Source organism: Lysinibacillus sp. HST-98 (genome assembly GCF_016757845.1).
In the GTDB taxonomy this organism is placed as follows: Bacteria; Bacillota; Bacilli; order Bacillales_A; family Planococcaceae; genus Lysinibacillus; species Lysinibacillus capsici.
The window spans coordinates 407,795-431,498 of the sequence record NZ_JAENHX010000001.1; the positions used below are offsets into that span (position 1 = coordinate 407,795).

Annotated in this window: 22 protein-coding genes; 8 read left to right on the plus strand and 14 right to left on the minus strand. The window is 37.8% G+C overall.

Features of this window, described 5'->3' with window-relative positions; genetic code table 11:
• The first annotated feature begins 82 nt into the window (after positions 1 to 82).
• From JIN86_RS02100 to JIN86_RS02110, 3 genes are read left to right on the plus strand one after another with little or no spacing between them, the layout of a single operon-like run.
• Entirely contained in the window at positions 83 to 682 is a 600-nt protein-coding gene (locus tag JIN86_RS02100; protein ID WP_004231279.1) for a glycosyltransferase family 2 protein, read from the plus strand.
• Between the two features lie 30 nt (positions 683 to 712).
• Positions 713 to 1,741, plus strand: coding sequence for a polysaccharide biosynthesis protein (locus JIN86_RS02105; protein WP_004231277.1), 1,029 nt, complete (start codon positions 713 to 715; stop codon positions 1,739 to 1,741).
• Positions 1,738 to 2,592, plus strand: coding sequence for an SDR family oxidoreductase (locus JIN86_RS02110; protein WP_202341168.1), 855 nt, complete (start codon positions 1,738 to 1,740; stop codon positions 2,590 to 2,592). The genes JIN86_RS02105 and JIN86_RS02110 overlap by 4 nt, the downstream gene beginning before the upstream one ends.
• 47 nt (positions 2,593 to 2,639) lie before the next feature.
• Here JIN86_RS02110 and JIN86_RS02115 read toward each other — a convergent pair whose 3' ends face one another.
• Genes JIN86_RS02115 through JIN86_RS02125 form a run of 3 tightly spaced genes read right to left on the minus strand, consistent with a single transcriptional unit; the run spans position 2,640 to position 6,101 of the window.
• A complete protein-coding gene (locus tag JIN86_RS02115) occupies positions 2,640 to 3,392 on the minus strand; it encodes an alpha/beta fold hydrolase (protein ID WP_202341407.1) in 753 nt (250 codons plus the stop codon).
• Positions 3,393 to 3,416: 24 nt separating this feature from the next.
• Positions 3,417 to 4,655, minus strand: coding sequence for a DNA polymerase IV (locus JIN86_RS02120; protein ID WP_202341169.1), 1,239 nt, complete (start codon positions 4,653 to 4,655; stop codon positions 3,417 to 3,419).
• Between the two features lie 48 nt (positions 4,656 to 4,703).
• Positions 4,704 to 6,101: an aminotransferase-like domain-containing protein gene (locus tag JIN86_RS02125; RefSeq protein WP_202341170.1), complete on the minus strand. Its 1,398-nt coding sequence runs from the start codon at positions 6,099 to 6,101 to the stop codon at positions 4,704 to 4,706.
• A gap of 128 nt (positions 6,102 to 6,229) precedes the next feature.
• Between JIN86_RS02125 and JIN86_RS02130 the strand changes: the two genes are divergently transcribed.
• Positions 6,230 to 7,393, plus strand: a complete 1,164-nt coding sequence (locus JIN86_RS02130; RefSeq protein WP_004231267.1) for an aminotransferase-like domain-containing protein — start codon at positions 6,230 to 6,232, stop codon at positions 7,391 to 7,393.
• 42 nt (positions 7,394 to 7,435) lie between these two features.
• Here the strand turns inward: JIN86_RS02130 and JIN86_RS02135 are convergent, their stop codons facing one another.
• On the minus strand, positions 7,436 to 7,990 hold the full coding sequence (locus tag JIN86_RS02135) for a helix-turn-helix domain-containing protein (RefSeq protein WP_202341171.1): 555 nt from the start codon (positions 7,988 to 7,990) through the stop codon (positions 7,436 to 7,438).
• Positions 7,991 to 8,102: 112 nt separating this feature from the next.
• On the opposite strand from JIN86_RS02135, the gene JIN86_RS02140 reads away from it, so the two are divergent.
• Positions 8,103 to 8,690: a LysE family transporter gene (locus tag JIN86_RS02140; RefSeq protein WP_202341172.1), complete on the plus strand. Its 588-nt coding sequence runs from the start codon at positions 8,103 to 8,105 to the stop codon at positions 8,688 to 8,690.
• A 42-nt stretch (positions 8,691 to 8,732) separates the two neighbouring features.
• On the opposite strand, the gene JIN86_RS23720 is transcribed toward JIN86_RS02140, so the two are convergent.
• From JIN86_RS23720 to JIN86_RS02165, 6 genes are all read right to left on the minus strand, one after another.
• The gene (locus tag JIN86_RS23720; protein WP_004231260.1) at positions 8,733 to 8,855 is read right to left on the minus strand and encodes a hypothetical protein; all 123 of its coding nucleotides are present in this window, start codon (positions 8,853 to 8,855) and stop codon (positions 8,733 to 8,735) included.
• Positions 8,856 to 9,215: 360 nt separating this feature from the next.
• The gene (gene bioB / locus JIN86_RS02145; RefSeq protein WP_202341173.1) at positions 9,216 to 10,211 is read right to left on the minus strand and encodes a biotin synthase BioB; all 996 of its coding nucleotides are present in this window, start codon (positions 10,209 to 10,211) and stop codon (positions 9,216 to 9,218) included.
• A complete protein-coding gene (locus JIN86_RS02150; protein ID WP_202341174.1) occupies positions 10,208 to 10,801 on the minus strand; it encodes a biotin transporter BioY in 594 nt (197 codons plus the stop codon). The genes bioB and JIN86_RS02150 overlap by 4 nt, the downstream gene beginning before the upstream one ends.
• On the minus strand, positions 10,794 to 12,170 hold the full coding sequence (gene bioA / locus JIN86_RS02155; protein ID WP_202341175.1) for an adenosylmethionine--8-amino-7-oxononanoate transaminase: 1,377 nt from the start codon (positions 12,168 to 12,170) through the stop codon (positions 10,794 to 10,796). The genes JIN86_RS02150 and bioA overlap by 8 nt, the downstream gene beginning before the upstream one ends.
• Complete coding sequence (gene bioD, locus JIN86_RS02160; RefSeq protein WP_004231252.1) at positions 12,151 to 12,855, minus strand: dethiobiotin synthase; 705 nt, start codon at positions 12,853 to 12,855, stop codon at positions 12,151 to 12,153. Before bioD ends, bioA begins: the two co-directional genes overlap by 20 nt.
• A gap of 191 nt (positions 12,856 to 13,046) precedes the next feature.
• Positions 13,047 to 13,229, minus strand: coding sequence for a DUF4177 domain-containing protein (locus JIN86_RS02165; protein WP_004231251.1), 183 nt, complete (start codon positions 13,227 to 13,229; stop codon positions 13,047 to 13,049).
• Between the two features lie 139 nt (positions 13,230 to 13,368).
• Between JIN86_RS02165 and JIN86_RS02170 the strand changes: the two genes are divergently transcribed.
• Together JIN86_RS02170 and JIN86_RS02175 are read left to right on the plus strand one after the other, a co-directional pair.
• Positions 13,369 to 13,833 (plus strand): hypothetical protein, encoded by a 465-nt coding sequence (locus tag JIN86_RS02170; protein ID WP_004231249.1) that lies wholly within the window; start codon positions 13,369 to 13,371, stop codon positions 13,831 to 13,833.
• A gap of 178 nt (positions 13,834 to 14,011) precedes the next feature.
• Complete coding sequence (locus tag JIN86_RS02175; protein ID WP_004231247.1) at positions 14,012 to 14,713, plus strand: response regulator transcription factor; 702 nt, start codon at positions 14,012 to 14,014, stop codon at positions 14,711 to 14,713.
• 21 nt (positions 14,714 to 14,734) lie between these two features.
• Here the strand turns inward: JIN86_RS02175 and JIN86_RS02180 are convergent, their stop codons facing one another.
• The 4 genes from JIN86_RS02180 to JIN86_RS02195 form a co-directional block, all read right to left on the minus strand.
• Positions 14,735 to 19,870 (minus strand): ATP-binding protein, encoded by a 5,136-nt coding sequence (locus JIN86_RS02180; RefSeq protein WP_202341176.1) that lies wholly within the window; start codon positions 19,868 to 19,870, stop codon positions 14,735 to 14,737.
• Between the two features lie 50 nt (positions 19,871 to 19,920).
• Positions 19,921 to 20,115, minus strand: a complete 195-nt coding sequence (locus JIN86_RS02185) for a hypothetical protein (protein WP_202341177.1) — start codon at positions 20,113 to 20,115, stop codon at positions 19,921 to 19,923.
• A gap of 456 nt (positions 20,116 to 20,571) precedes the next feature.
• Entirely contained in the window at positions 20,572 to 21,615 is a 1,044-nt protein-coding gene (locus tag JIN86_RS02190; RefSeq protein ID WP_202341178.1) for a beta-carotene 15,15'-monooxygenase, read from the minus strand.
• Positions 21,616 to 21,713: 98 nt separating this feature from the next.
• On the minus strand, positions 21,714 to 22,607 hold the full coding sequence (locus tag JIN86_RS02195) for an AraC family transcriptional regulator (RefSeq protein ID WP_202341179.1): 894 nt from the start codon (positions 22,605 to 22,607) through the stop codon (positions 21,714 to 21,716).
• Positions 22,608 to 22,713: 106 nt separating this feature from the next.
• On the opposite strand from JIN86_RS02195, the gene JIN86_RS02200 reads away from it, so the two are divergent.
• The gene (locus JIN86_RS02200; protein ID WP_202341180.1) at positions 22,714 to 23,631 is read left to right on the plus strand and encodes a DMT family transporter; all 918 of its coding nucleotides are present in this window, start codon (positions 22,714 to 22,716) and stop codon (positions 23,629 to 23,631) included.
• Positions 23,632 to 23,704: the final 73 nt, after the last annotated feature.

Consider the following 23,704-nt stretch of genomic DNA (forward strand, 5'->3'; position numbering starts at 1 on the left):
TTACGTCTACGCATATTGTATTAAAGGATCTACTCAGTCACATAGAACAACTCTACTAATGAACCTAGAATGGAGGGATCAGATGAAGATTAGTTTTTTATCACCTGCATTTAATAGCGAAGAATGGATCGTAACGATGCTTGATAGTATTCCTAAAGAATATGCCTATGAAATTATCGTGGTGGATGATGGCTCTACAGACAATACGCTAGCCATTTTACAGGACTATCAGAAAAACTGTGCGGCTTTAAAAATCATCGTACACTCAACGAATTTAGGTGCAAGTGTTGCCTACAATCGATGCATTGCAGAAGCGACAGGAGATTATATAGCCATCATCGATAGTGATGACCACTATTTACCTGCTATTCGCAATGTACTTGCACAAGTGGATGGCACTTTTGATATTTACTATTACAACATGATTATTAAGAATGGCTTTGCTTTTATTAAAGATGAATCCAACCGCTATTCCTTACCTGGACAATTTAAGATCATCAGGAGAAGTTTAATTGGAGATGCGAAATTTACGATACGTAAAGATATTGCAGGAGATTGGGATTTTAATTGCGCCCTAATGGATAAAAATCCGACAAGTAAATATACTAACGAATTTGCTTATTGGTACAACTACCCTAGAGAGAACTCTGAATGTGACCTACATCAAAGAGGATTAAAATAACAGCATGCAGGAGGTGTAACGAACTATACAATGTTTACAGATAAAATATTATTGATTACTGGAGGCACGGGCTCTTTCGGGAACGCCGTATTGAAGCGATTCTTAAATACGGATATCAAGGAAATTCGGATTTTTTCAAGGGATGAAAAAAAGCAAGATGATATGCGGAAACACTATCAGCATACTAAAATCAAATTTTATATCGGAGATGTCCGCGATATCCAAAGCATTCACAATGCGATGTATAATGTTGACTATGTATTTCATGCCGCCGCTCTCAAGCAAGTCCCCTCCTGCGAATTTTTTCCCTTAGAAGCTGTGAAAACCAATATTTTAGGAACGGATCACGTACTAACAGCCGCCATTCAAGCTGGTGTTAAGAAAGTCATTTGCCTTTCAACAGATAAGGCCGCGTACCCTGTCAATGCGATGGGTATATCCAAGGCAATGATGGAAAAAACGTTTATTGCGAAGTCACGAATGGTTGATCCTCACCATACCCTAATTTGTGGCACTAGATACGGCAATGTCATGGCTTCACGAGGCTCTGTCATCCCATTATTCATTGATCAAATAAAGGCTGGGAAACCTTTAACGATTACGGACCCTCATATGACACGTTTTATGATGAGCCTTGACGAGGCGGTAGAACTGGTATTGTACGCATTCACACATGCTCGAAACGGGGATATTATGGTGCAAAAATCACCTGCTGCCACAATAGAAAATTTAGCACAGGCTTTACTTGAGATCTTTCAAGCGAACAACGCCATGCAAATTATCGGAACACGGCACGGAGAAAAAATGTATGAAGTATTATGTACGAAGGAAGAAGCAGCAAAAGCTATTGATATGGGCCATTTCTATCGAATCCCAGCGGATAATCGGGATTTAAATTATGGAAAATACCTCGATGAGGGCTCTCCAAAAATTACATTAACGGATGAATATAACTCGAACAATACCCAACAATTAAGTGTGGCTGACATTAAAGTAAAGCTATTAACATTGCCTCTTATACAAGAAGAGCTCCTTCATTGGACAGGAGGAAAACCATGAAATTTTTAGTGCTCGGTGCTACAGGCATGGCTGGTCATACCATTGCCATCTATTTATGTGAACAAGGGCATGATGTAACAACATACTCTCGAACCCCTTTTCCCTATGGCAATAATAGAACAGGTGATGTGACAGACTCCCATTTTTTAAGGTCGCTACTACTAGACAATGAGGTAGATGTCGTCATTAATTGTATTGGTGTTTTAAACAATGCTTGTGAGGCTCATCCTGCCCAAACTGTTTTACTGAATAGCTATTTACCGCATGCCCTTGTATCTCTCCTTGAAAATCGACAAACAAAGCTTATTCATCTAAGTACCGACTGCGTATTTTCAGGCAAAAGTGCTCCCTACTATGAAGATAGTGTACTAGACGGGGAAACCTTTTATGACCGCACAAAAGGTATAGGGGAAGTGAATAACGACAAGCACCTAACATTTCGTAATTCCATAATTGGTCCTGATTTGAAAAAGGATGGCATCGGACTCTTCAATTGGTTTATGCAACAAAAAAGTCCCGTCTATGGCTATTCGGGTGCTATTTGGACGGGAGTGACAACACTTACTTTGGCTAAAGCCATTGAACGTGCTGCACAACAAGATTTAACAGGACTCTATCATCTCGTCAATACGACAAATATTTCTAAACACGATCTACTGCATCTATTTAATAAGCACTTCCTGAACAAAAGTATAAAAATTCTTCCTCATCACCTTGTTCAAATCAATAAAACATTAATAAATACAAGAAATGACTTTTCATTTATTGTCCCTAGCTACGAAGAAATGATGATAGAGATGAAGGAATGGATATTGCAGCATAAAGACTTATATCCTCACTATTTTCAATGATCTATACATCAACTCCATTATGGATGAAGATTCGTAATGGGGTTCCCTTACCGAATAACTGTCCCTTCAGGTAATTGACCATCCTTAATCCAATTCTCTACAAAGCGATTAAAAAATGCAGGCTGGGCTAATGAGACGCCGTGACCGATGTTCTTCAATAACACACCCTTGCTATTTGGATGACTTTGCACAAGTGCTTTAGCGGATTTTCTCATGTTGCTTTTCTCTTTTTCTCCCACAGTTATTAGGATCTTTCCTTGAGCTTTGTTAAAGTCAGCTGGGATGGAAAATGACATATTTTCTCGCAAAATTTGAATCAATGTATCTACTTTCATCGTGGCACTCTCTTGATAGTAACGCTCAAAATAATCTTCTTGAATGTACAGGGCTTTTGCTTGAAGTTTCGCAAATGTTTTATTTTTTATAAGCGGAAAGGACAGCCGAATAAACGGTTGAAGCATCCTTTCTACAGTAGGAGAGGGTATTACGAGCGCACTATTGATGATCGTAAAATCGATTAAACTAGGCTGTAGACTTAGCATTTGAATAGCGATTTGCGCCCCTAAAGAGAAACCAATTACTATAACAGGCTTCCCATTGGCTTTTTTCTCAATAAGCAGAAGAAGCTCTTTCGCACTTTGTTCAATGGAAAATGGATTGTGTGTCATTAGCTCAGGTATAACACAGTGATAATGGGAAAAATGGCAAACTTGCTGATCCCACATCCACCCTCCAACGCCCCCTCCATGAATAAACATCATAAAAGGATTGTTAGCATCCCCATACTCCTTGTATTGCATCGATACACCTACTTTCATTCTACCTCATTCATGGTCATCTAAAAAATCTTTACTAAAGCTTGTTTGTGATTGATAGGAGGAACGTTTCCCTAAATCTACACCACGTTTTATAACCCCCTTGCCAAACCGTCCCTCAATTTCATCGACAAGCTTGAGAATCGGTTCATCTTTCGCATGCTCCTGAAAATCAAATATCGATAATTGCTGTGAATAATCTTTACGATCCACCACATTGGAAACCGTTACACCAAGTAATCTTACAGGAGATTCATCCCAATGCTTATCAAATAAAGTACAAGCAATGTCGTAAATTTCTTCATAACGATACAGGACATTGGACATTGTTTTCGAACGTGTATGATTATGCCAATCAGCATCCCGTATTTGAATGCTCACAGTTGAACCTGCTAAGCGCTTGGCATCAAGACGCTCCACCACTTTTTTACATAGACCTTCGATTGTTTTATGAAGTGTACGAACATCTGTTACATCTTCTGGTAATGTTGTTGAATTCCCAACGCTTTTCGTATCAAAGATTGCCTCAGGATCGACCATGCGCTGATCCACCCCATTGGCCCTTGCTCGAAGCCGTACCCCATTCTTCCCTAAAATTTGCTTCATTTTAAATTCTTCTGTCTTAGCTAAATCACCTATCGTAAAGATGCCTTGTGCATTTAATTTTTTAGCAGTACTTGCTCCAATCCCATGCATGTTGACAACCTCACGATGCCATAATTGCTGTTCAATATCCCGTATTCGTAGTACGGTAATCCCCATTGGTTTCTTCATATCAGAGGCTGTTTTTGCTAAAAATTTATTCGGTGCAATACCGATGGAACAAGGTAAATCCAGCTCGGCCAAAATGCGCGCCTGTATTTCCTGGGCAATACTTAAGGCATGCCGTTCCTTGCTTAACTCAGTCACATCCAAGTAACCCTCATCAATCGAAACAGGCTCTACTAATGGTGTATAACTTCGAAGAATGGTGAACATTTCTTTAGATGCTTGACGATACTTTTGAAAATCTGGAGGTAATAACAATAGCTCAGGACATTTACGCTTCGCTTCATGAACAGTCATAGTTGTATAAATGCCTAGCGCTCTTGCTTCATATGAACAAGTTACTAAAATGCCACGCCGCTCCTTTGGGTTCCCTGCAATCGCGATAGGCTTCCCCTTTAAACTAGGATCATGTGCTTGCTCCACTGAAGCATAGAAACTGTTCATATCCACGTGTAAAATAACGCGCCCTTTATGCGCCATGCTCATCACCTCGTTTCTTTCTTAGCCTTATTATACGCCCCGTAACCTCTAATCAACAAATGCATAATCACCATTACTTTCGAGGAGGTCCTTTAAAATAATTAGCGCTTGCTCAAGTTGAGATTCTGGCGCTGCAATGGCTAAACGAACGGCATTGACAGGCTTTGTATTCCCTACGGCAAAGCGATCCGCTGCATAGACTTGTACACCAGCTTTCGAAGCTAACAATTCAAATTGAACACCCGTAAATTTGTCAGGTAATTGGAGCCACCTAAAAATACATTCCTCATCCCCTAATATGTGATAATCCCCTAAATACTGATCAACAAGCGCATTTTGCTGCTTGGCATATGCTCGGTGTTTTTCTAATATCGTTTGGGCAACACCTTCATGGATTAATCGTGCTGCAAGCTCCAGCATGATAGGAGAAACGGAAATGTTGATATTATAGAGCGTTTCCATTATTTTTTTTCGTAGCGCAGGCGGTGTCACAAGGAAGGACAATCGCAAACCAGGTGATAGTGTTTTAGATAGGCTAGCAATGTAAATAACCTTATCGGGTGCATAAGAAGCAATTGGAGCAAGCGGTTGCTCCTTAAGAAAGCTATAGATAGCATCCTCGATCACAAGCAAATCCTTCTGTCTTGCCACGTCTGCAATCATTTTTCTTGTTTCTACTGACATCGTATGAGTCGTTGGGTTATGAAAATCAGGGATCACATAGATTCCTTTGATATGCTCATTTTTACACGCATATAGTAATCCTTCTTTTGTCATTTCACCCTGACATTGTTGGATAGCCACAAGCTGGATACCAAGCATATTTGCAGCTGTTTTAATGCCTGCATAGGTAATTGGATCTGTACCAATGCGGTCGCCTGGCTGAAATAAAGCTGCAAGGGTTCCCACAATGGCATTTTGTCCGCCTGCTCCTAGAAGAATTGGCTGATCTGTTTGAAAATTTACTAGTTCGAGTAGCTTCATCACGGCTTCGTTTTGCCATGCATTGCCCTCAGGTCGTCCATATTGAAATAGCATGCTAAAACTAGGTTCGTTTATCATTTTCTTCATAAAGCGTGTAATATCATCATTAACGAAATTATCTGGTAATACAGAGCCCATTTCAATGATAGGTGTGGCATGGTTGGTTGGGAGTAACATTTTATTGCTAGCCGCATCTGTTGAAACGAATGTACCGCTGCCAATCGAGGCATAGATTAATCCTTTTTGGCCACAAAGCTTAAAGGCTCTTGTAATCGTACTCAAATTCACATCTAAAAAATCAGCTAATTCACGCTGGGGTGGCAATTTTGTACCGGGTACTAGCTTTCCATCCTTGATATCTTGTTCTAGCTGATGTGCGATGGCTATATATAATGGAGCAGAAATATTGCTAATATCCGGCTTCCAACTCATTGGATACTCGTCAAATGAATTAATAGGCATTCACTAGGCCCTTCTTTCTCTTAATTTGCATACAATAGTTTAATTGTCTTGCATACAATGATAATATTGTATGCACACGATGACAATGATATAATTTTTAAAAAATCAGAAAAAAAGGACCGATAATTATGCAATATTCTGAAAGAATCTTAAAAACACCATCCTCATTTATTCGAAATATTTTAAAAGTGACAGATGCAGAGGACGTTATTTCCTTTGCAGGTGGGCTTCCAAACCCTATTTCTTTCCCAATTGATGCATTGAGAGCATCCGTAGATCATGCTATTACAGTAAATGGCAGTCGATTATTCCAATATTCATCTACACAGGGTTATGCACCATTGCGTGAATATATTGCCGCGAAATATCAACGTCTTCATGGACTTGATGTACATGCTGACGATGTCTTTATTACTACAGGTTCACAGCAAGCGCTTGAACTTATTGGTAAAGTACTTATCAATAAAGGCGATGGCATTATCATCGAAGAGCCAGGGTACCTAGGGGCTATCCAAGCCTTTACTTTAACAGAGCCAACTTTCCATGGTGTTACGCTAGAAAATGATGGCCTAAACTTAGAAGAGCTAGAGCGTGCTCTACAACAACCAAATGTAAAATTCATTTATACGGTGCCGAACTTCCAAAACCCAACTGGACTCACATATTCGAAAGAAAAGCGCGAGCAAATTTGTGAAATAGTGGCAAAATACGATGTTGCTTTAATTGAGGATGATCCGTACGGAGAGCTACGTTTCCAAGGGGAGCCACTTCCATATATCGGTGCTGGTAAATTAGAAAATAGTATTTTACTAGGTTCTTTCTCTAAAACGGTCACACCAGGCATGCGTCTCGGCTTTATTATCACAAAAAACAAAGAGCTTTTGCAGCATATTGAAACAGCGAAGCAAGCGTCTGATCTTCATACTAATATTTTTTCACAATATGTTATCTACGATTACTTAGCAAGTAATGATTATACCGAACATGTAAAGAAAATTATTGCTTTATATAAAAATCAGTCGGATGCGATGCTTGATGCTATGCAGGAGTTTTTCCCTGCCCATGTTGAATATACACGACCTGAGGGTGGCATGTTCATTTGGGCCACAATGAAGGACGGTACACCGGCCCTTGATGTATTCAATAAAGCGATGGAACAAAAGGTAGCCTTCGTGCCTGGCGATCCATTCTATACATCAAAAACGAATGTGAATACAATGCGCCTTAACTATACAAATGCAACACCTGAAGTCATCCGTGAGGGAATTAAACGTTTAGCTAGTATTTTATAAAACGAAAACGTATAAACGCTGTGAAAAGCGTTTATACGTTTTTTAATGTGGATAGTAAATAGTCATACTAAGTCGTGTTACTGTACTACCTGGATTGCTGTATGTGTGTGGACGGTCAGCCTTAAATCGTATAGCATCACCATTTGTTAATCGATAATCCTGACCCTGAATATGGATAATTAATTCCCCATCGAAAACGGTAATATATTCCTCCGTTCCTTCTCGATGAGCCTCAGCATCTAACGTTCCATTTTGTTTGATTTCAATTGTATAAATTTCAAAGCGACTATCCTTTTGATAGGGGAAATGAGGATAAATCATATATCGGCCATGGTCTTCCTTCAATACTTGAATCTCTTTACTGCGAATAACCTCCGTCTCAGGTTGGGGAGGATGCATAAGCTCTGTAAACGAAACCTTTAATCCATTTGCAATTTTCCAAATCGTTGTCAAAGTTGGACTGGATTCTCCCCTCTCAATTTGACCAATCATCGTTTTACTCACGCCGCTAAGCTGAGAAACCTTCTCTAAGCTTAATTTCTCCCTTTCTCGAATTGCCTTTAAATTTCTTGCAAAGACGAGATGAATTTCTTCCATCAAAAGTCCTCCTTATATGTACAATATAACGTACGTTTTGTATAATAAAAAGACCGACGTTATACAGTCTATTTCGTGCATTATATCATACAACTTGAAAGAAGGGATTGTTTTGCCTGTATTTTCCTTTTTATTATTTATCATCATTACAAGCTTTACACCTGGCCCTAATAATTTTATGGCGATGGTTTTTGCTAAACAATATGGCTTAGCGAAAACGATTCCATTCTGTTTAGGTGTAGGGATTGGTTTTTTCATCATTATTGGTCTTAGTAGTTTTTTTAACACGATCATGTTAAACATTTTACCTGCCATTGAATTACCCTTAACCATATTTGGTGTAGGCTATATGTTGTACCTGGCTTATAAAATTTTAACAAGCAAAGAATTAGAGGATCCCGACAACGAAGAAGAAAAACGAAACCTATTTTTTTTAGGAGCGTTCGTTCAATTTATTAACCCAAAAGGTATTTTATTTGGTCTTACTGTTGTCGCAACTTACATCCTACCCTACTACTCATCCTACATAAGCTATCTATTTTTCTCTTTCTTTTTAGCGCTAGTAGGTGTAAGCAGTACATTTAGTTGGGCGTTATGTGGCTCCGTTTTTCAAAAGGTTCTACAGCAATACCGAAAACCGTTTAACATGATCATGGCACTATTATTAATGTACAGTGCTGTTTCCATTGTTGCACATTAAAAAAACAGCCCTCTGTCGGTAGAGGGCTGCTTCATCAGCAACTTATTTTGTATACGTTAAAACGGCATTTTTCTTGAATTTTGCTAAAGCTTCTGTTGCCTCATTTTTGCTCGCATACTCAAAAATTCGAACGTCCTTTTTATCAAAAACTGTAATAACCCACATGTGAAAAGCTCCCTTCACTCATTATTTTTGTAATATAACAACCACCAAAATTTGTGATACGACTCATCAACTGTTTTATAACAATTCCTTACTTGATTCTTATTTTACGCTGATTTTTTCAAAAAGAAAGCTTTATGTGAAGGTCTTCACAAACTGTTCAATTTCAAAACGCTTTCATTGAACAATTTGTGAAAACATTGATTTTATAGGTATATAAACAGCTAGTGATGTCAGGTTTTTCCTTCTCTTTTCAATTTTTATCCACTACATTACACGGCTATCCGTCACTTTTCATCTACAGCAAAAAAACCGTACTTCTGTACGGTTTTTGCTGTAGTAGTAGATTTACATGTCATAAGTTTAACAAAATACTTCTTCCTGCTTATGTGTTAATTCAATTTCGAAGCCCAAATCCTCCAGCATACGATAATCGCTATTCGCTTCCTGTCCAGCTGTTGTTAAATAATCCCCAACAAAAATACTATTAGCTGCATAGAGACCGAGTGGCTGAAGTGAGCCTAAATTGATTTCACGACCACCCGAAATACGGATTTCCTTTGTCGGATTGATGTAGCGGAATAAAGCTAAAACCTTTAAACAATAGCGGGGATTTAAATCCTTTGTCCCTTCTAGCTTTGTGCCATCAATTGCATTTAAAAAGTTTACAGGAATAGAATCAGCGTCCAATTGATGGAGGGCGCGTGCAATATTGACGACATCCTCTTTTGTTTCCTTCATCCCAATAATGGCACCCGAGCAAGGTGAAATTCCATGCTTTTTCACAATCTCTACCGTATTGACACGATCCTCATATGTATGTGAGGTCGTGATGAAGGAATGATGACGTTCCGATGTATTTAAATTATGATTGTAACGATCCACCCCCGCTTCCTTTAATTGCTGTGCCTGTTCTTCTTTTAGTAAGCCAAGACAGGCACAAACTTTCAAGCCATACTTTTCTTTTATTTCAGCAACCGCCTCACTCACGACATTGACATCCTTACGTGTTGGCCCACGACCACTGGCTACAATACAATACGTCCCAATCTTATTGTCAAACGCTCGCTTTGCACCTGCTAAAATTTCCTCTTTTGTAATAAATGGATATTTCTCAATAGGAGCAGTTGATTTAGAGGACTGGGAGCAATAGCCACAATCCTCAGGACAATAACCGCTTTTGGCGTTCATAATCATGTTCAATTTAACTTTTTTACCATAATAATGACGACGAATTGCAAAAGCACCATCCATAAGCTGTAATAGCTCATCATCCTCACTATTTAATATGGCGAGTGCCTCTTCATTGCTAATGATCTTCCCAGCAATTACTTCTTGTGCTAATTGGTAATAATTCATATTACATTCTCCCCCTCTACGTGTGAAAATTTCACATTTCTTGCTGACTGAAATACTTTATACAAGCGCTCAGCTAATAGCGCTGATGTAATAGCTAAGCAAAAATCAGCGACAATACTACTTAAAAAGCCGACAACAAACACATGTGACCAGCTTGATTTCATGTCTAACCAAAAATTCAATGCTACATACAAATAAGGAACAGCCACAGCATAAATAATAACCAGCCCAATAATGGTTGCTGCAATAAAATGCTTTTTCGTCGGCGTCTCAATCCTTTCAATAATGAGCCCAATCACATAGGCGGCTAGGGCAAAGCCAATCAGATAACCAAAAGTTGGCTGTAAGACATATGTGATACCACCACCCTGTGTAAAAACAGGTAAGCCTACTAAGCCCACGCCGATATAGACAAGTTGACTATAAAAACCATTCCGACTACCCAATAAACAGCCTGCTAAAAATACAAAAACAATCTGTAATGTAAACGGTACGACAGGCAATGGAATTTTAACAAAAGCTCCGATTGCTGTTAGAGCAGCAAACATGGCAATCATGACAAGCGCTAATGTCTGATGTCTCTTACCCAATCTTAGCCCCCCTTTCCTTGAAAAATTGTTCGATTGTCTCTTTCGTTGTATGAATCATAAAGGCCATTTCCTCTTCAGAAATAATATAAGGTGGCATAAAATACAGAACATTGCCAAGCGGTCTGATGAGTAAGCCTTTCGTTAAAGCCCGTTGATAAATTTGATAGCCGATTCGCTCCTCATTGGTGAACGCTTCTTTTGTCCGCCGGTTCTTCACTAGTTCAATCGCTCCCACTAAACCAACTTGTCGGTATTCACCCACATAGGGCATATCACGAAAAGCTTCCATGGCTAACGCTCGCATGTATTGTCCCTTGTGCTGAATCATCTCTATCACTTGTTCCTCTTGAAACATCGTTAACACTTCCAACGCCACACGACAGGCCAAAGTATTGCCTGAATAGCTATGCGAATGTAAAAAAGCCTTCATTGTTCCGTAATCATCATAAAAAGCGTCATAGATTTGCTCCGTCGTTAAGACAACAGATAATGGTAAATAACCACCCGTTAGCCCCTTTGATAAACACATAAAATCTGGCATGATGTCCGCCTGTTCACAGGCAAATAATGTACCAGTCCGACCAAAACCTACAGCAATTTCATCTGCAATGAAGTGCACATCATAATGTGAGCACAACGCCCGTAAGCGCTGTAAATAGACAGGTGGGTACATTTTCATACCTGCTGCAGCCTGAATTAATGGTTCAATAATAACTGCCGTGATTTCCTCATGATACGCTTGAAGTTGTTCCTCAACAAATTGACTACATGGTGCATTACAGCTTGCTGGATCTTCCTGAAATGGACAGCGGAAGCAATCTGGCCCTTTAGCACGAACAGTATCTAATAACAGAGGCTGGTAAACTTCATTGTAAAGCCCTACCCCTCCTATGGATAAAGCACCAATAGTTTCTCCATGATAGGCATCCGTCAAGGCGAGAAAGCGCTTTTTTGCTGGTTTCCCCGTCTGCATATGGTATTGAAAGCTCATTTTCAGTGCAACTTCAATAGCAGATGAGCCATTATCGGCAAAAAAGACTTTATGTAATCCCTGTGGTGCTAATGCAGTTAATTTTTCAGCCAATTGTATGGCTGGTTCATGTGTAAAATTAGCAAAGATCGTATGCTCTAATGTAAATGCTTGCTCACTTAAAGCTTGGCTAATACGCGGATTGGCATGTCCAAATAAATTAACCCACCAAGAAGATACAGCATCCAAATAACGTTGATCATGTTCGTCATAAAGCCACACGCCTTGTCCCTTTTTTATGACGATGGGTGGAAATGCCTCATAGTCCTTCATTTGTGAGCATGGATGCCAAACATGACGTAAATCTCTTAGCTGTAAATCAGTTAATGCTTGTTTCATAGTTAAAAAGCCTTTCAAACAGTGTGGTGCGCGTCATAGCAAAATCCATTAGCTGTGACAAATTTTGTAGCTTTGGAATAATCGCATAGGGCAAGGGATGGTACTGTAAAATCGTTTGTATATTATCTTGCTCCATACTGCTGCCCGTGTCCCCGTTAAACACTATGCCAAGAACATCAACTTGACGAGCGCGCAATGCCTCTATTGTTAATAATGTGTGATTGATCGTCCCTAGGGATGTCCTTGTAACAAGTACTACTGGCAGCTTGCTACTGAGGATAACATCAAGCAGCGTCATCCCATGGGGAGCAGTAAAAGGAACAAAAAGCCCACCCGCTCCCTCACATATCACAACATCATAGGACGCTTGCAATAATTGAATCCGCGATAATAACTCTTTGACATCAATTTGCTGCCCTTCCAGTTGCGCAGCAAAATGTGGTGATGCAGCTTCTCTAAATGAATAGCTATTGAGGTGCTCTTGTTGAAGCTTTTGTAAGGAATACTTTTCATACATAGCTGTATCATGATAATAGCCACGATCGTTTTCGTATACCTCTCCTGTTTGCACAGGCTTGTATGGTGAAACTTTCAAGCCTTGTTTTTGTAAATGACACATCAACATGGTGGTGACAATTGTTTTCCCAACATCCGTATCTGTACCGACAACCCAAAAATGTTGCATTGTTAACCTCCCTCTTTTAAGTTAACCATTAACACTATTTAAGTTAACACATATATTTTTGTTTTGTAAATGCTATTTCTATATTTTTCTGAATACACTATTTTTGTTAATAAAAACAGCAAATTTTGTACTAAAATAAGAAAACGCTAAACCCCCACCATTTATGGCAAGAATCTAGCGTTCATTGAACGTCATGAAAGTAATCTCTCGAAAATGATTTCATAGTCTGTTGGTTTCCCATGACCATTATAAGCAATCGGCAATACTTGCACTAAACGCCAACCTTGCTTCGCGTATTCTTCGATTGTTTTCCGATAGGTAGATTCCTGAAAAAAGCTACCTAAATGTGCTTGTACAAATTTATACTCATACATTGACTCACCCCCTGTAAATCTTTACGTAACTACGGAGTCAAGGTTTCAATAATTAGTAGGTTCTCGCTTTTGAATATTATGATTATTTTAAAGGGTTTTAATCTTCACTCGTAGTATTAAACTACATGGGGGTGGTAGTATGTTTGGCATTTTTAAAGAACCAGCGAAGATCATCGATACATATGAACAAGTGCATTCAATTTTAAAATCATTACTTACCTATGAACTAAAAGAATTACCAAATCGCTATGAATTTTGGTATCGTGTGGCCATCCGTCAAGAGGAGTATCGGACATTACAAGCAGGGCATCGGGCAAAAATCTCAATGACTTCTGCCGTAGGGCGTTTTCATCAAACACAATATGAAGTGATGACACAGAAATTAGCAAAGTTTGAACGCCTTTCCGATATTTATAAACTATTTTGTATTGAAGAAGAACGAGAGCTATTAAACCATCGTCTCTCTTTTCATCAAGAAACGATTGCTGCCATCTATGACCATGTTCAACATAAAGAGCTTTATACGTACAGTGATAGTGTTCAGCAGCAATTTTGGGAGGCCATCCGAGATGATCTACTCACTGCTATCGCACACCTAGATTAATTTTTCAGAGACTTCATTTTCTCATGGGAAATAGAAGTCTTTATTTATTTTTAGTAAACTCGCATGATTATTTTGGCTAAGGTTATGAGGGATTCTAAAATTATGCGAGTCCTAAGTCTTCTAATTCCCAACCTAGACAAAAGTTGGTATATTTGAAATAGGAAGGTGATTAATAGATATGTCGAACGAGAAAATTTTAATAGTGGAAGATGATCTAGATATTATGGAGGTTTTATCGCTCACGCTAGCTAATGCTAACTATAGTATATTAAAGGCATCCTCTCTATCCAGTGGCTGGCATCTCGCTGTCACGCAACAACCAGATTTAATCTTATTAGATGTTAATTTACCAGATGGTACAGGCTTCGAGTTAGCCAAAAGTATCCGTGATGTGTCGGATGTCATTATCATTTTTGTGACCGTCAATCACCTAATTGAACAGAAACTTGAGGGCTTTGAGGTGGGGGCAGATGATTATATGACAAAGCCATTTATTCCAAAAGAATTATTGGCCCGTATCCAAGCACATTTAAAAAGAAGGAACCCATCAAAGAAAAGTAATATTGTACATATTGATAATTTGTCCATACATTTAGATGAGAAAAATGTTTATAAGGATGGTCAACTTTTAAATTTATTTACGAAGGAGAAGCTGCTCCTCTTTTTTCTAATTGAGCATGCGAATCAAGTGATTAGTGTTGATCAACTCATTGATCATGTGTGGGGTTATGACGGTGTCCCTGATTTGAAAACAGTATCTGTCCACATTAGTACACTTCGTCGTAAAATTGAAGATATCCCCTCAAAGCCGAAATGGATTCAAACAGTGAGAGGTTTTGGCTACCAGTTTGTCTATAAAAAAGAGAGTGGTGAGAAGTAAAAAAACACTCACCACCCCTTTTTAATTTTTTATCAATACCTTAACTAATGGTAATGTAAAGCTAAATATGCTTCCTTCATTTTCACGACTTTCAACAAAAATCTCACCATTATGCTGGTGAACAATTTGTTTACAAATAGCTAAGCCAATGCCATGCGAATGTGCTTCATGGATGTTAGTTGCTCGATAATAGCTATCAAAAATAAAGGGAAGATCACTCTCAGCAATACCAATGCCACTATCTGCTATTGAACAAATCAAGTGCTTGTTCTCTACATGGATGGACACTTGAATACCACCATTTGATGTATATTTCATTGCATTGATCATGATATTTTCAATCACTTGATTGATTCTTGTTTTATCAATCAAGAGCTGAGCTTCTTCATGACCATAAAAGTGAGCACTGAATGTTAATCCTGATTGTTTTACTTCATCCTCATAACGGGTTACCATTTGTAAAAATAATTCCTTCGCCTTTACCTCAGTAAAAGAAAATTCTGCTCTACCAGCTTCTAGATTTGCTAAATCAAACAAATCTTGAATTAAGCTATTTAATGATAGTAGCCTTTCTTTACTCCTGATTAAATATTTCTTTCTGGCTACTGCGTCATCAATCACACCCTCTAACATAAGTTCTATATACCCTAATGTAGAGGTTAACGGGGAGCGTAATTCATGGGAAATACTATGCAAGAGTTTTTTACGTTCCAATTCATTTTTTTCTAAACGTTCATTCATTTTTATCAAATGCCGATTCGTCTCATCTAGCTCCCTAGTACGCAACTGAACACGTTTTTCTAAATCTCCATATATTTTCGCATTTTCAAAAGAAACGGCAATTTGAGCCGCAATCACTTTCAATAGCTGAACATGAGATGGATGGAAAGCATTCGTCATTAAGGTATTCTCAAAATACAAAATCGAAATAATTTCATTTTGATGGATAATCGGCAGGCAAAGAATAGATTTAGCCGTCGAGTAGGAGAAAAGAGGATGCTGAGTCATTTGTGCATTGTCGATAATCACATGCTCTTTACTATTAAGAACATAGCGTATAATCGATTGCATATTCGCATTAAAATTCTCCATACTTTGGTGTTCATACATCGTAAATGTTTTTTCTGCAGCTTCCGCCTTTGCCAACACCAATAATTCCTGCTGCTGTTTATGAATGAAATAACCACTATTTGCCCCCACATGCTTTAACAGTGAAAACAATATTTTATGCAGTAAATCTTCCATACGAATAGCTGTTGCAAATGATTGAGTCGTCTCAAAAACCGTCATCATATCAAACGTGAGTGAATCTCTACTGTGATTCTCCAGTTTGCGATGTACTTGATAATCTCTTGCCCATCTTCTAGCAACTGTTTCTGCTCCCCACGTCTCAATATTTTGAATACCATTTCGTATATAATGTCTTGCCGTTTTCTTTTGCTGTTTTGCGAAATAATAGCTTGCCGCTCGTTCATATGCTAGTGCTGTGTCCTGGACAAAACCATTCATACTTGCTAATCGTATTGCTCGGTCATAATAGAGTTCTGCCTCACTGTCGTTGTTGTGTAAACGGTAATTCTCTGCCATTAATAAAGCATAGAGATGCTCATAATTTTCTGAAGAATAAACAGCCCATTTCTTAAATTTCTTGAGGCTTTGACGTATATCCGTTAAATATAACCTCTGCTCCTGTACCTGACAATTTTGATTATGCAGAAAGTGAAATTGCCACATGGCCCGATAAAAATAATAGACCGTGGTGATTGGTAATGTATAATTGTCCTTACTTAGCTTCTTTAATTCAACGAGAATCGCTTTCCCTTGTATTTCATCCGCTAATAAAAAGGACATTTGTAAACGCACTGAATAATGCATGATTTTTATAGCCGGCTGATCCTGTATTGTGATAGGACAAGCCCAATGTACAGGATGATGAGGAGAGCGGAGGATATTCATCCATCTCCCCATTTCGGCTAAAAAGTCAATTGAAAGGGTACTTGCATGAATAGAAAATTCCTCTTGTTGTCGTTTAATTTCTTGTTGTAAATCCTCTAGGGCAACACCCTGAATAAGTCGTATCGCAACAATAAAACATGATGCTGAGGATACTAAATGATATAAGCCAAGCTCTTGGCTTTTTGCTTGAGCCTCGTTAATATATTGAATACTGGTTTCATAGGGCTCTGTCCAATGACTGATAAACACGCCATACACATAATAAGTATGGCCCTTGATATATATGCTTTCTTGCTTATCCGCTACAATGATGGCAAGTTTGCCAAAGCGAGTAGCTTCTTTTATATTAGTAAAACCTGCATTTAAAAGCATAGCATAGTTAATCAAAACCATGCCGCTTTTCGATGTAGCGCCATACTTCAACTGTAAACGCAGCCCTTTCATTAAAAGAATGCCTGTTAAGTTAGGATTTAATAGGAAAGCACTTGCCGTCATATTAATAATTAAATGAATCAAAATTTCAATTTCTTTACTATTCGTTGGCGGATGCTGCAACAAGTCTTGGTCAGACATATGTCGCAATGCCCATTTCAACAATAGATACTCTTTTAGAAGCTGTGACTTTTTAGGATATGCTGAAATTTTAAGATTCGCAACTTGAAAACCTGCCAAGCCTGCTTCTAGACCAATAGTAGGGTTATCGGACTCAATGTATAATACCGTTTTCAAATTGTTAATCATCAGTTTTTCTAATTTTGTCTGTGCATGTTGCAAAGCTTCTGTTAAATGCATTTCCGATTGTTCGTAGTGGCCTGTTAAATATTCACATTCACCTAAATTCGCATATAATTTAACCGACTGTTCTCTCCTAGTCTCCCAATGATCAGGCGCCAATAGTTCTTTACTAGTTGTAAAAAATTTTAGCGCATTATCAAAGAGCCCTATTCTTTTAGCCTCAATACCGAGTTGATAATTCCAGATAGCCAGCTTTTGCTTTTCTTTCCCAGTCAATAAGTGGCGACTGTAATTGAAATGCATGACGATTTCGCTTAATCGATCATGATCTGCAGCCATTTGAGAGTCACCTGTTAAAAGCTGGCCAATTTGATAATGGTATTTAGCACGCAATTGCCCTGATAAGTCCTGATAAGCTACTTGTTGAATACGATCGTGAACAAATCGGAATTTGGTAGAAAATGTATGTAAAATCCCTTCATGCTCTAACGTACTTGCCCATTTATAATGGGCATCTAACGGAATAATAAAGCCATTCTCAACAAGTGTTTCCAGGTGTTTTAATAACGCTTGAGCTGATAAGGACACGAGCTTTAAGACATCTGTAAATTCAAAGCGCTGACCAAAACATGCAACTATGCGTAAAATCTCATGGGCTTCTGTTGTTAAAATAGCCATTCTAGTTTCAATAAAGACAAGTAGCTCGTTGTTCAATCGGGATAAATTAAATTTCTTACGATTAAACTCCCATTCTTTTGTTGTAGCATTAAAATAAATCGTGTTATCTTGCTGGAGTGATCGAAACGCTTCTTTCACAAATAACGGATTCCCTTTGGTCAAATTAAATAATTGCTTGGTAATGATCTGTATGGTATGAGGCTTTGCATGGAAAGACGCCTCCAACCATTGTTGAACATGTTGTTCCTGAAGCAAGGGTAAGTGGATATGATGTCCGCTCGAAAAACTAGAAGTTCTTTGCTGATTTTCCTCCTCTGCGCTGTCCTTATTCACTCGGAATGTACCAATCATCATAAAGTATCCTGCTCGATGTTGCTCAAAAATTTGGGTCATAATTTCAACTGTACTTTGATTGGCCCAATGCAAATCATCTACAAACCATATAACTGGTTTCTTCTGCATAGCAAATGTTAATAAAATTTTTTGAATCGATATAAACGTATAGGAATGGAGCTGTTTTGTATTTTGGCTAACTTCTTTTTGGAAGTGTATTTCCTCCTTCGCAAACCATTTAAGTTCAGGTAATAGATGGATAAGTTCATCTGTTACAACTAATTTAACCTCTTGAAATAATTTTTTCCATAAATGGACAGACCTTTCACCTTCCATATAAACAAATTTCAATAAACTCCTTAAAGGATGAATAACAATGGAATAGTCATTTTCTAATTGCAATTGCTCATACTTAGTTGTAATAAAATAGCCTTTTGCGGCCGCTATTTCACCCTTTAGTTCTTGAACTAACTTGGACTTTCCATACCCTGCTTGTCCTGATATCGTAACCATCTTTTTGTCACCTTTAGCAACCTGACGAAAAACAGAGGAAAGCTCTGCGAATTGCGATTCTCTCCCATACAACTTTGTAGACAGTCCCGTATTCAGATGCAAATCCTGTTCACCAAGCAGGAAATTTTCAAGCGGTTCGTTTACTAAAAGTTTCTGTTGGATTTGTAGCAAATCCTCTCTCAAACCAATGGCACTTTGATAACGATCAGCTGGGTTTTTAGCTAATAGCTTTTCAACAATTTCCCAAAGCAATGAATGATAACGACTGTCTATACTTACCAATGGTTCTGGTTTTTTTGTGATGATTTCATAAATCAAATCGACGGCATCCTTTGCTTGAAAAGGCAATTGACCGCCCAGTATTTCGTAAAAAATGGTCCCCAGTGCATATAAATCTGTCCGATAGTCTACCTCTAAATGAAGTCTGCCCGTTTGCTCAGGTGCATAATAGGGTAGCTGTTCTAGTCGTTCATAGGGATTTTCAATCACAACTGGAGATTCTACATCATATTTTGTACTAAATTCAGAGCTTAATAGTTTTATTTTTAAAGAATTAGGATTGATTAAGATTTGATTAGGGTGTAGGTGTAGGTAAAGTAAACCACTTTGTTGCATTTTCATACAAATATTGACAAGGTCAATCGCAATCTGTAGAAATTGATGCAAAGAAATCAAGTTATTACTGAATTGCTTTAAGGGGACGCCATTAAAGTTTTCATAAATGATCGCATATTGATCATCTATATAATCAATAGCAATTGGCTTTAATAACCAAGGATTTTGCTCATTCGAAAACAAAGAAAATTCATATTGTAGTTTGGCTCTTGTCTCTGCTGTATTATAATGAACACTTTTTACCAGTACCAGTTTGTTAAATTTCTTCATATACATTCTTTGTAGATGCCAATCTTGACTAGACTGTAAAAGAATATAATCATTCACACATAAACCCTCCTCTTCAATGCTAGTTGTTTATTATCTTTGTAACCGCTTTATATTTTTGCAACGCTGCCCAGCAAGCTAAAAACGAGGCACTCTAACTTCTTTGGTGTAATATGATAGAGCTCCAATTTTCGGTTTGTACCGATTAATGGGTTATATTCCTCTTCAAATGAACAGATGGCAGTCGCTTCACAATAATCTGCGATTCGCAATAACTCTTCTTTGCTTGTTGTAATGTCTATCATAATAGGACAGATTCCCTTTACATAAAAAACACCTTCTAGTAACAGTAATGGAATACTTGCTCGTAGATTTTGATCGACTAGAAAGATGGAAGAGCTTTTTGTTTTCGTATCTTTTTGTAATAACCTTTACTCGTACATTTTCTAACATTAAGTACATCGATTGGGTGTACGGGAATAAAAATTTGGGGGATGCCTTCTATGTTGCTCAATAAGCTTATTATAATATTTCTCCATTAAATGCGCTCCGTCTTTTATTTAAGAAAATTTTCTCTCACTTTTATCATAAGCATACAATTTTCAACATATAAATCTTTCACTAAAACAAAGCCCTCCTGTAAATCAGCCATTTTTCTTGGAAATTAACACCCCTCCTATTTCAGTACATTAAAACTATAATCAATAAAAAAATAGTCAATGTTTTGTGATCAAAACATTGACTATTTTTTATAAGTAATTTCAATGATGTTGGCTCATTGCCATTCCTTCTACAAGCATTTGTCTAAATTCTTGTACCTGGTCTGCTTTAATGGCTATGTGACTATAGTGCTTCTTGATCCCTAGCATAAACGTTACTTCCACAGGCTCTTTCATTTTCAAAATAAAGTGCGGATAGGCCTCACCGAAATCACGTGCTATAAAGTCTATTGTATCTTTTGATAATTTCCCCTCTAATCGCTCCTTGTCTTCGATGATTTCAGCAATATGAGCAAAACGAATTTCAGTACGTTTCATTAATCCCAGAGATAAGTACAATGTATCATTTGTGACATAAACAGGATTTAGGCGAATAGCCTGCATATCCGCAAGAAAGAAGATTACTGAATAAATATTAAAAACAAGCAACACAATGGAAAGTATCATTGATTTTTCATGTAGCCACCAGTGAATACCAATCGTTTCAATAGCAATCCCATGAATAATCATGAGCTGAAAAGCGATATAGCTAGAATTTTTATGCAAAGATAAACCTTGTCGTTCTTGTCTTTTCCAACTCGCGAAACCATAATAAAGCACTAATAAATCAGCACAGATCATCTGAATAACTGGATGCTTGGGTGCATGTTTTTCTACAGCTTTTGAAAATGAAAAGAGATCTGGTAAAGAGCTTCTCCGCACTTCCCCTAGGATTTTTGGCAGGTATCGTACAAGTGTTGCCACTAGGATAATTTCTACTAGAATAATAGACCCTTCAATCGCAAATCCAGCCCATGTCACTGCCACATAAGGCTGAAGGTGTTCCATAGGAATGATAAAACGTGCAGCAATACAGCCAGCTGCAGCTAATAGGATGGCTTGCTTTAATGAAAATTTACCTTTATAAAGCATAAATAGCACAGGCACCACCACAATACAATCAATTAATGAGCCCATGACAACACCATTTGTTTTGATAGGTAAAAGGGATGTGCCAAATCCTGTATTATAGAGTGTATAGTTACTCGCTAATACCACTAATAATAAGGCTAGCCAAATATTTTGCTTACTTTTTAAGACCATCATTCACAATGCCCCCTCTCTACTAATAATTTTACTTTATGCCAAATGGTTCATCTTGTATAGAATTTGAGAATAAAAGATGGCCCTATTTCCATTCACGTTCAATTATTTTTCACACTTAAAAACTTCTTACGATAAACATGTGGCGGATAGCCAGTGTATTCTTTAAACTTTTCAATATAATAACTGACAGTACTAAAGCCTGTATCAACCGCTATTTCTGTTATAGATCGCTCATTACCTTTCAATAATTCTATGCTTTTGCGCAGTCGATATTGGCATAAATAGGTAAACGGTGTCATGCCCACTATTTTCTTAAAAAAACGACTACATTCAGCGCGACTTATATACACATGGCTAGCTAAATCTTCTAATGCTATTTTCTGCTGATAATGTGCATGTAAAAAATCTAGCATAGCTTTTGCTCGTTCATGCTGCACAATAATGGCAGAATCCATTATTTGTTCTGTCAATAAGGATTGGGTTAGCATGGATTCCCAAATAAATAGAAGCTCTCTCCGTACCATTAACTCAAAAAAAGCGGTTTGCTCTCGCAATAATTCCGCAATCGTTGCTACTTTCTGTGCTAACTCTCCTGTTAGTTTGACATAAGGTATTCGATTTCTTGTAATATAAGGTTCTACATATTTTGAGAAAAAGATACTGCCCTCATGCCCCCCCATTAACTTGGGATCTACATTTACACAATAAACGATCGCTTGTTCAATTTGATAAGGTTTCGCTTCATGTAAGCCGGAGGCATTAATAAAGAGTCCCTCGCCTTGCTTCAATACAAAAACGTCCGTCCCCACTCGATACTGTGCACATCCATTTTTTATAAAAACAAATTGTATTTCTTTATGCCAATGGAGAGGTAGAAAATCCATACTTTCTAATCGCATAATCGTTTCATACAAGGCAACTGGAAATTCCTTCGTTCCGTGCAAGGTTAGTTCTTGTAAATCCTTGGCAATTTTAATATGTGTTAACGGCACCTACAACACCTCAATATATTGATATTTTATTGGATTAAATCGATATTTATTTCCATTTCATCACTTTATAATCATCATATATTGATAGTTTAGGAGATGTAAACAGATGAATCAAATTATTCAAAATAAACGTACACTGGGCTTTCTACTAGTTATTCTTGGAGCAAGTTTCTGGGGAATCGGAGGGACCGTTGCCCAACGATTATTTCAGCAGGACAATTTAGAGGTCGGCTGGCTTGTTTCTAGTCGTTTACTTTTAGCAGGTCTGTTACTAATTGCTATTTATAAAATGACCCATCGGCATGAATCCATTTTCGTCATATGGCGCACAAAGCAAAATGCTTTTAGACAAATTTTATTTAGCATACTCGGTATGCTTGCTGTCCAATATACCTATATGATGTCAATCGCTATTGGTAATTCAGCTGTAGCCACATTATTGCAATATTTAGCACCACTGTTTATCATGGCTTATTATTTTCTAACGAGGCAAAGTCCATTGACAAAGCAGGATGGTATAGCTGTGTCACTTACACTTGTGGGGACCTTTTTATTATTAACAAACGGTTCTTTTTCAACATTGTCCGTTCCTTTTATGGCTGTGTTGTGGGGTATCTTATCGGGTCTTTCTGTTGCATTCTATACCATTTATGCCGTACCACTTTTACAGCAATTCCATTCATTACTAGTTGTCGGCTGGTCGATGATCCTCGGTGGTATAGTAATGAGTATAGCTCACCCACCATGGGCTATCGATCTATCAGATTGGTCGTTTTCAACCATTGCCTATTTTCTCTTTATTGTTATTTTTGGGACAATGCTCGCTTTTTGGTTTTATATTGCTAGCTTGCACTATCTTTCACCAAAGGAGTCAAGCCTACTAGGTAGTCTTGAACCATTAATGGCTGTCATCACAAGTGTTTGGTGGTTAAAAATTGCTTTTGGTGGCTATCAATTTATTGGTACACTGCTAATTCTTCTTATGATTTTATATCTTACAGTATTTCAGAAAAAGCAGCATTAAAAACAGAAAATTAAGATAATTATGGATTTTGATAGTCAATACCTCCTATTACCGAGATAGTAATATATGAATT

Coding starts and splice junctions, on each gene's coding strand:
- JIN86_RS02100 (WP_004231279.1), top strand. CDS start 83: ATGAAGATTAGTTTTTTATCACCTGCATTTAATAGCGAAGAATGGATC.
- JIN86_RS02105 (WP_004231277.1), top strand. CDS start 713: ATGTTTACAGATAAAATATTATTGATTACTGGAGGCACGGGCTCTTTC.
- JIN86_RS02110 (WP_202341168.1), top strand. CDS start 1,738: ATGAAATTTTTAGTGCTCGGTGCTACAGGCATGGCTGGTCATACCATT.
- JIN86_RS02115 (WP_202341407.1), bottom strand. CDS start 3,392: ATGCAATACAAGGAGTATGGGGATGCTAACAATCCTTTTATGATGTTT.
- JIN86_RS02120 (WP_202341169.1), bottom strand. CDS start 4,655: ATGGCGCATAAAGGGCGCGTTATTTTACACGTGGATATGAACAGTTTC.
- JIN86_RS02125 (WP_202341170.1), bottom strand. CDS start 6,101: ATGCCTATTAATTCATTTGACGAGTATCCAATGAGTTGGAAGCCGGAT.
- JIN86_RS02130 (WP_004231267.1), top strand. CDS start 6,230: ATGCAATATTCTGAAAGAATCTTAAAAACACCATCCTCATTTATTCGA.
- JIN86_RS02135 (WP_202341171.1), bottom strand. CDS start 7,990: ATGGAAGAAATTCATCTCGTCTTTGCAAGAAATTTAAAGGCAATTCGA.
- JIN86_RS23720 (WP_004231260.1), bottom strand. CDS start 8,855: ATGTGGGTTATTACAGTTTTTGATAAAAAGGACGTTCGAATTTTTGAG.
- bioB (WP_202341173.1), bottom strand. CDS start 10,211: ATGAATTATTACCAATTAGCACAAGAAGTAATTGCTGGGAAGATCATT.
- bioA (WP_202341175.1), bottom strand. CDS start 12,170: ATGAAACAAGCATTAACTGATTTACAGCTAAGAGATTTACGTCATGTT.
- bioD (WP_004231252.1), bottom strand. CDS start 12,855: ATGCAACATTTTTGGGTTGTCGGTACAGATACGGATGTTGGGAAAACA.
- JIN86_RS02165 (WP_004231251.1), bottom strand. CDS start 13,229: ATGTATGAGTATAAATTTGTACAAGCACATTTAGGTAGCTTTTTTCAG.
- JIN86_RS02170 (WP_004231249.1), top strand. CDS start 13,369: ATGTTTGGCATTTTTAAAGAACCAGCGAAGATCATCGATACATATGAA.
- JIN86_RS02175 (WP_004231247.1), top strand. CDS start 14,012: ATGTCGAACGAGAAAATTTTAATAGTGGAAGATGATCTAGATATTATG.
- JIN86_RS02185 (WP_202341177.1), bottom strand. CDS start 20,115: ATGATAGACATTACAACAAGCAAAGAAGAGTTATTGCGAATCGCAGAT.
- JIN86_RS02190 (WP_202341178.1), bottom strand. CDS start 21,615: ATGATGGTCTTAAAAAGTAAGCAAAATATTTGGCTAGCCTTATTATTA.
- JIN86_RS02200 (WP_202341180.1), top strand. CDS start 22,714: ATGAATCAAATTATTCAAAATAAACGTACACTGGGCTTTCTACTAGTT.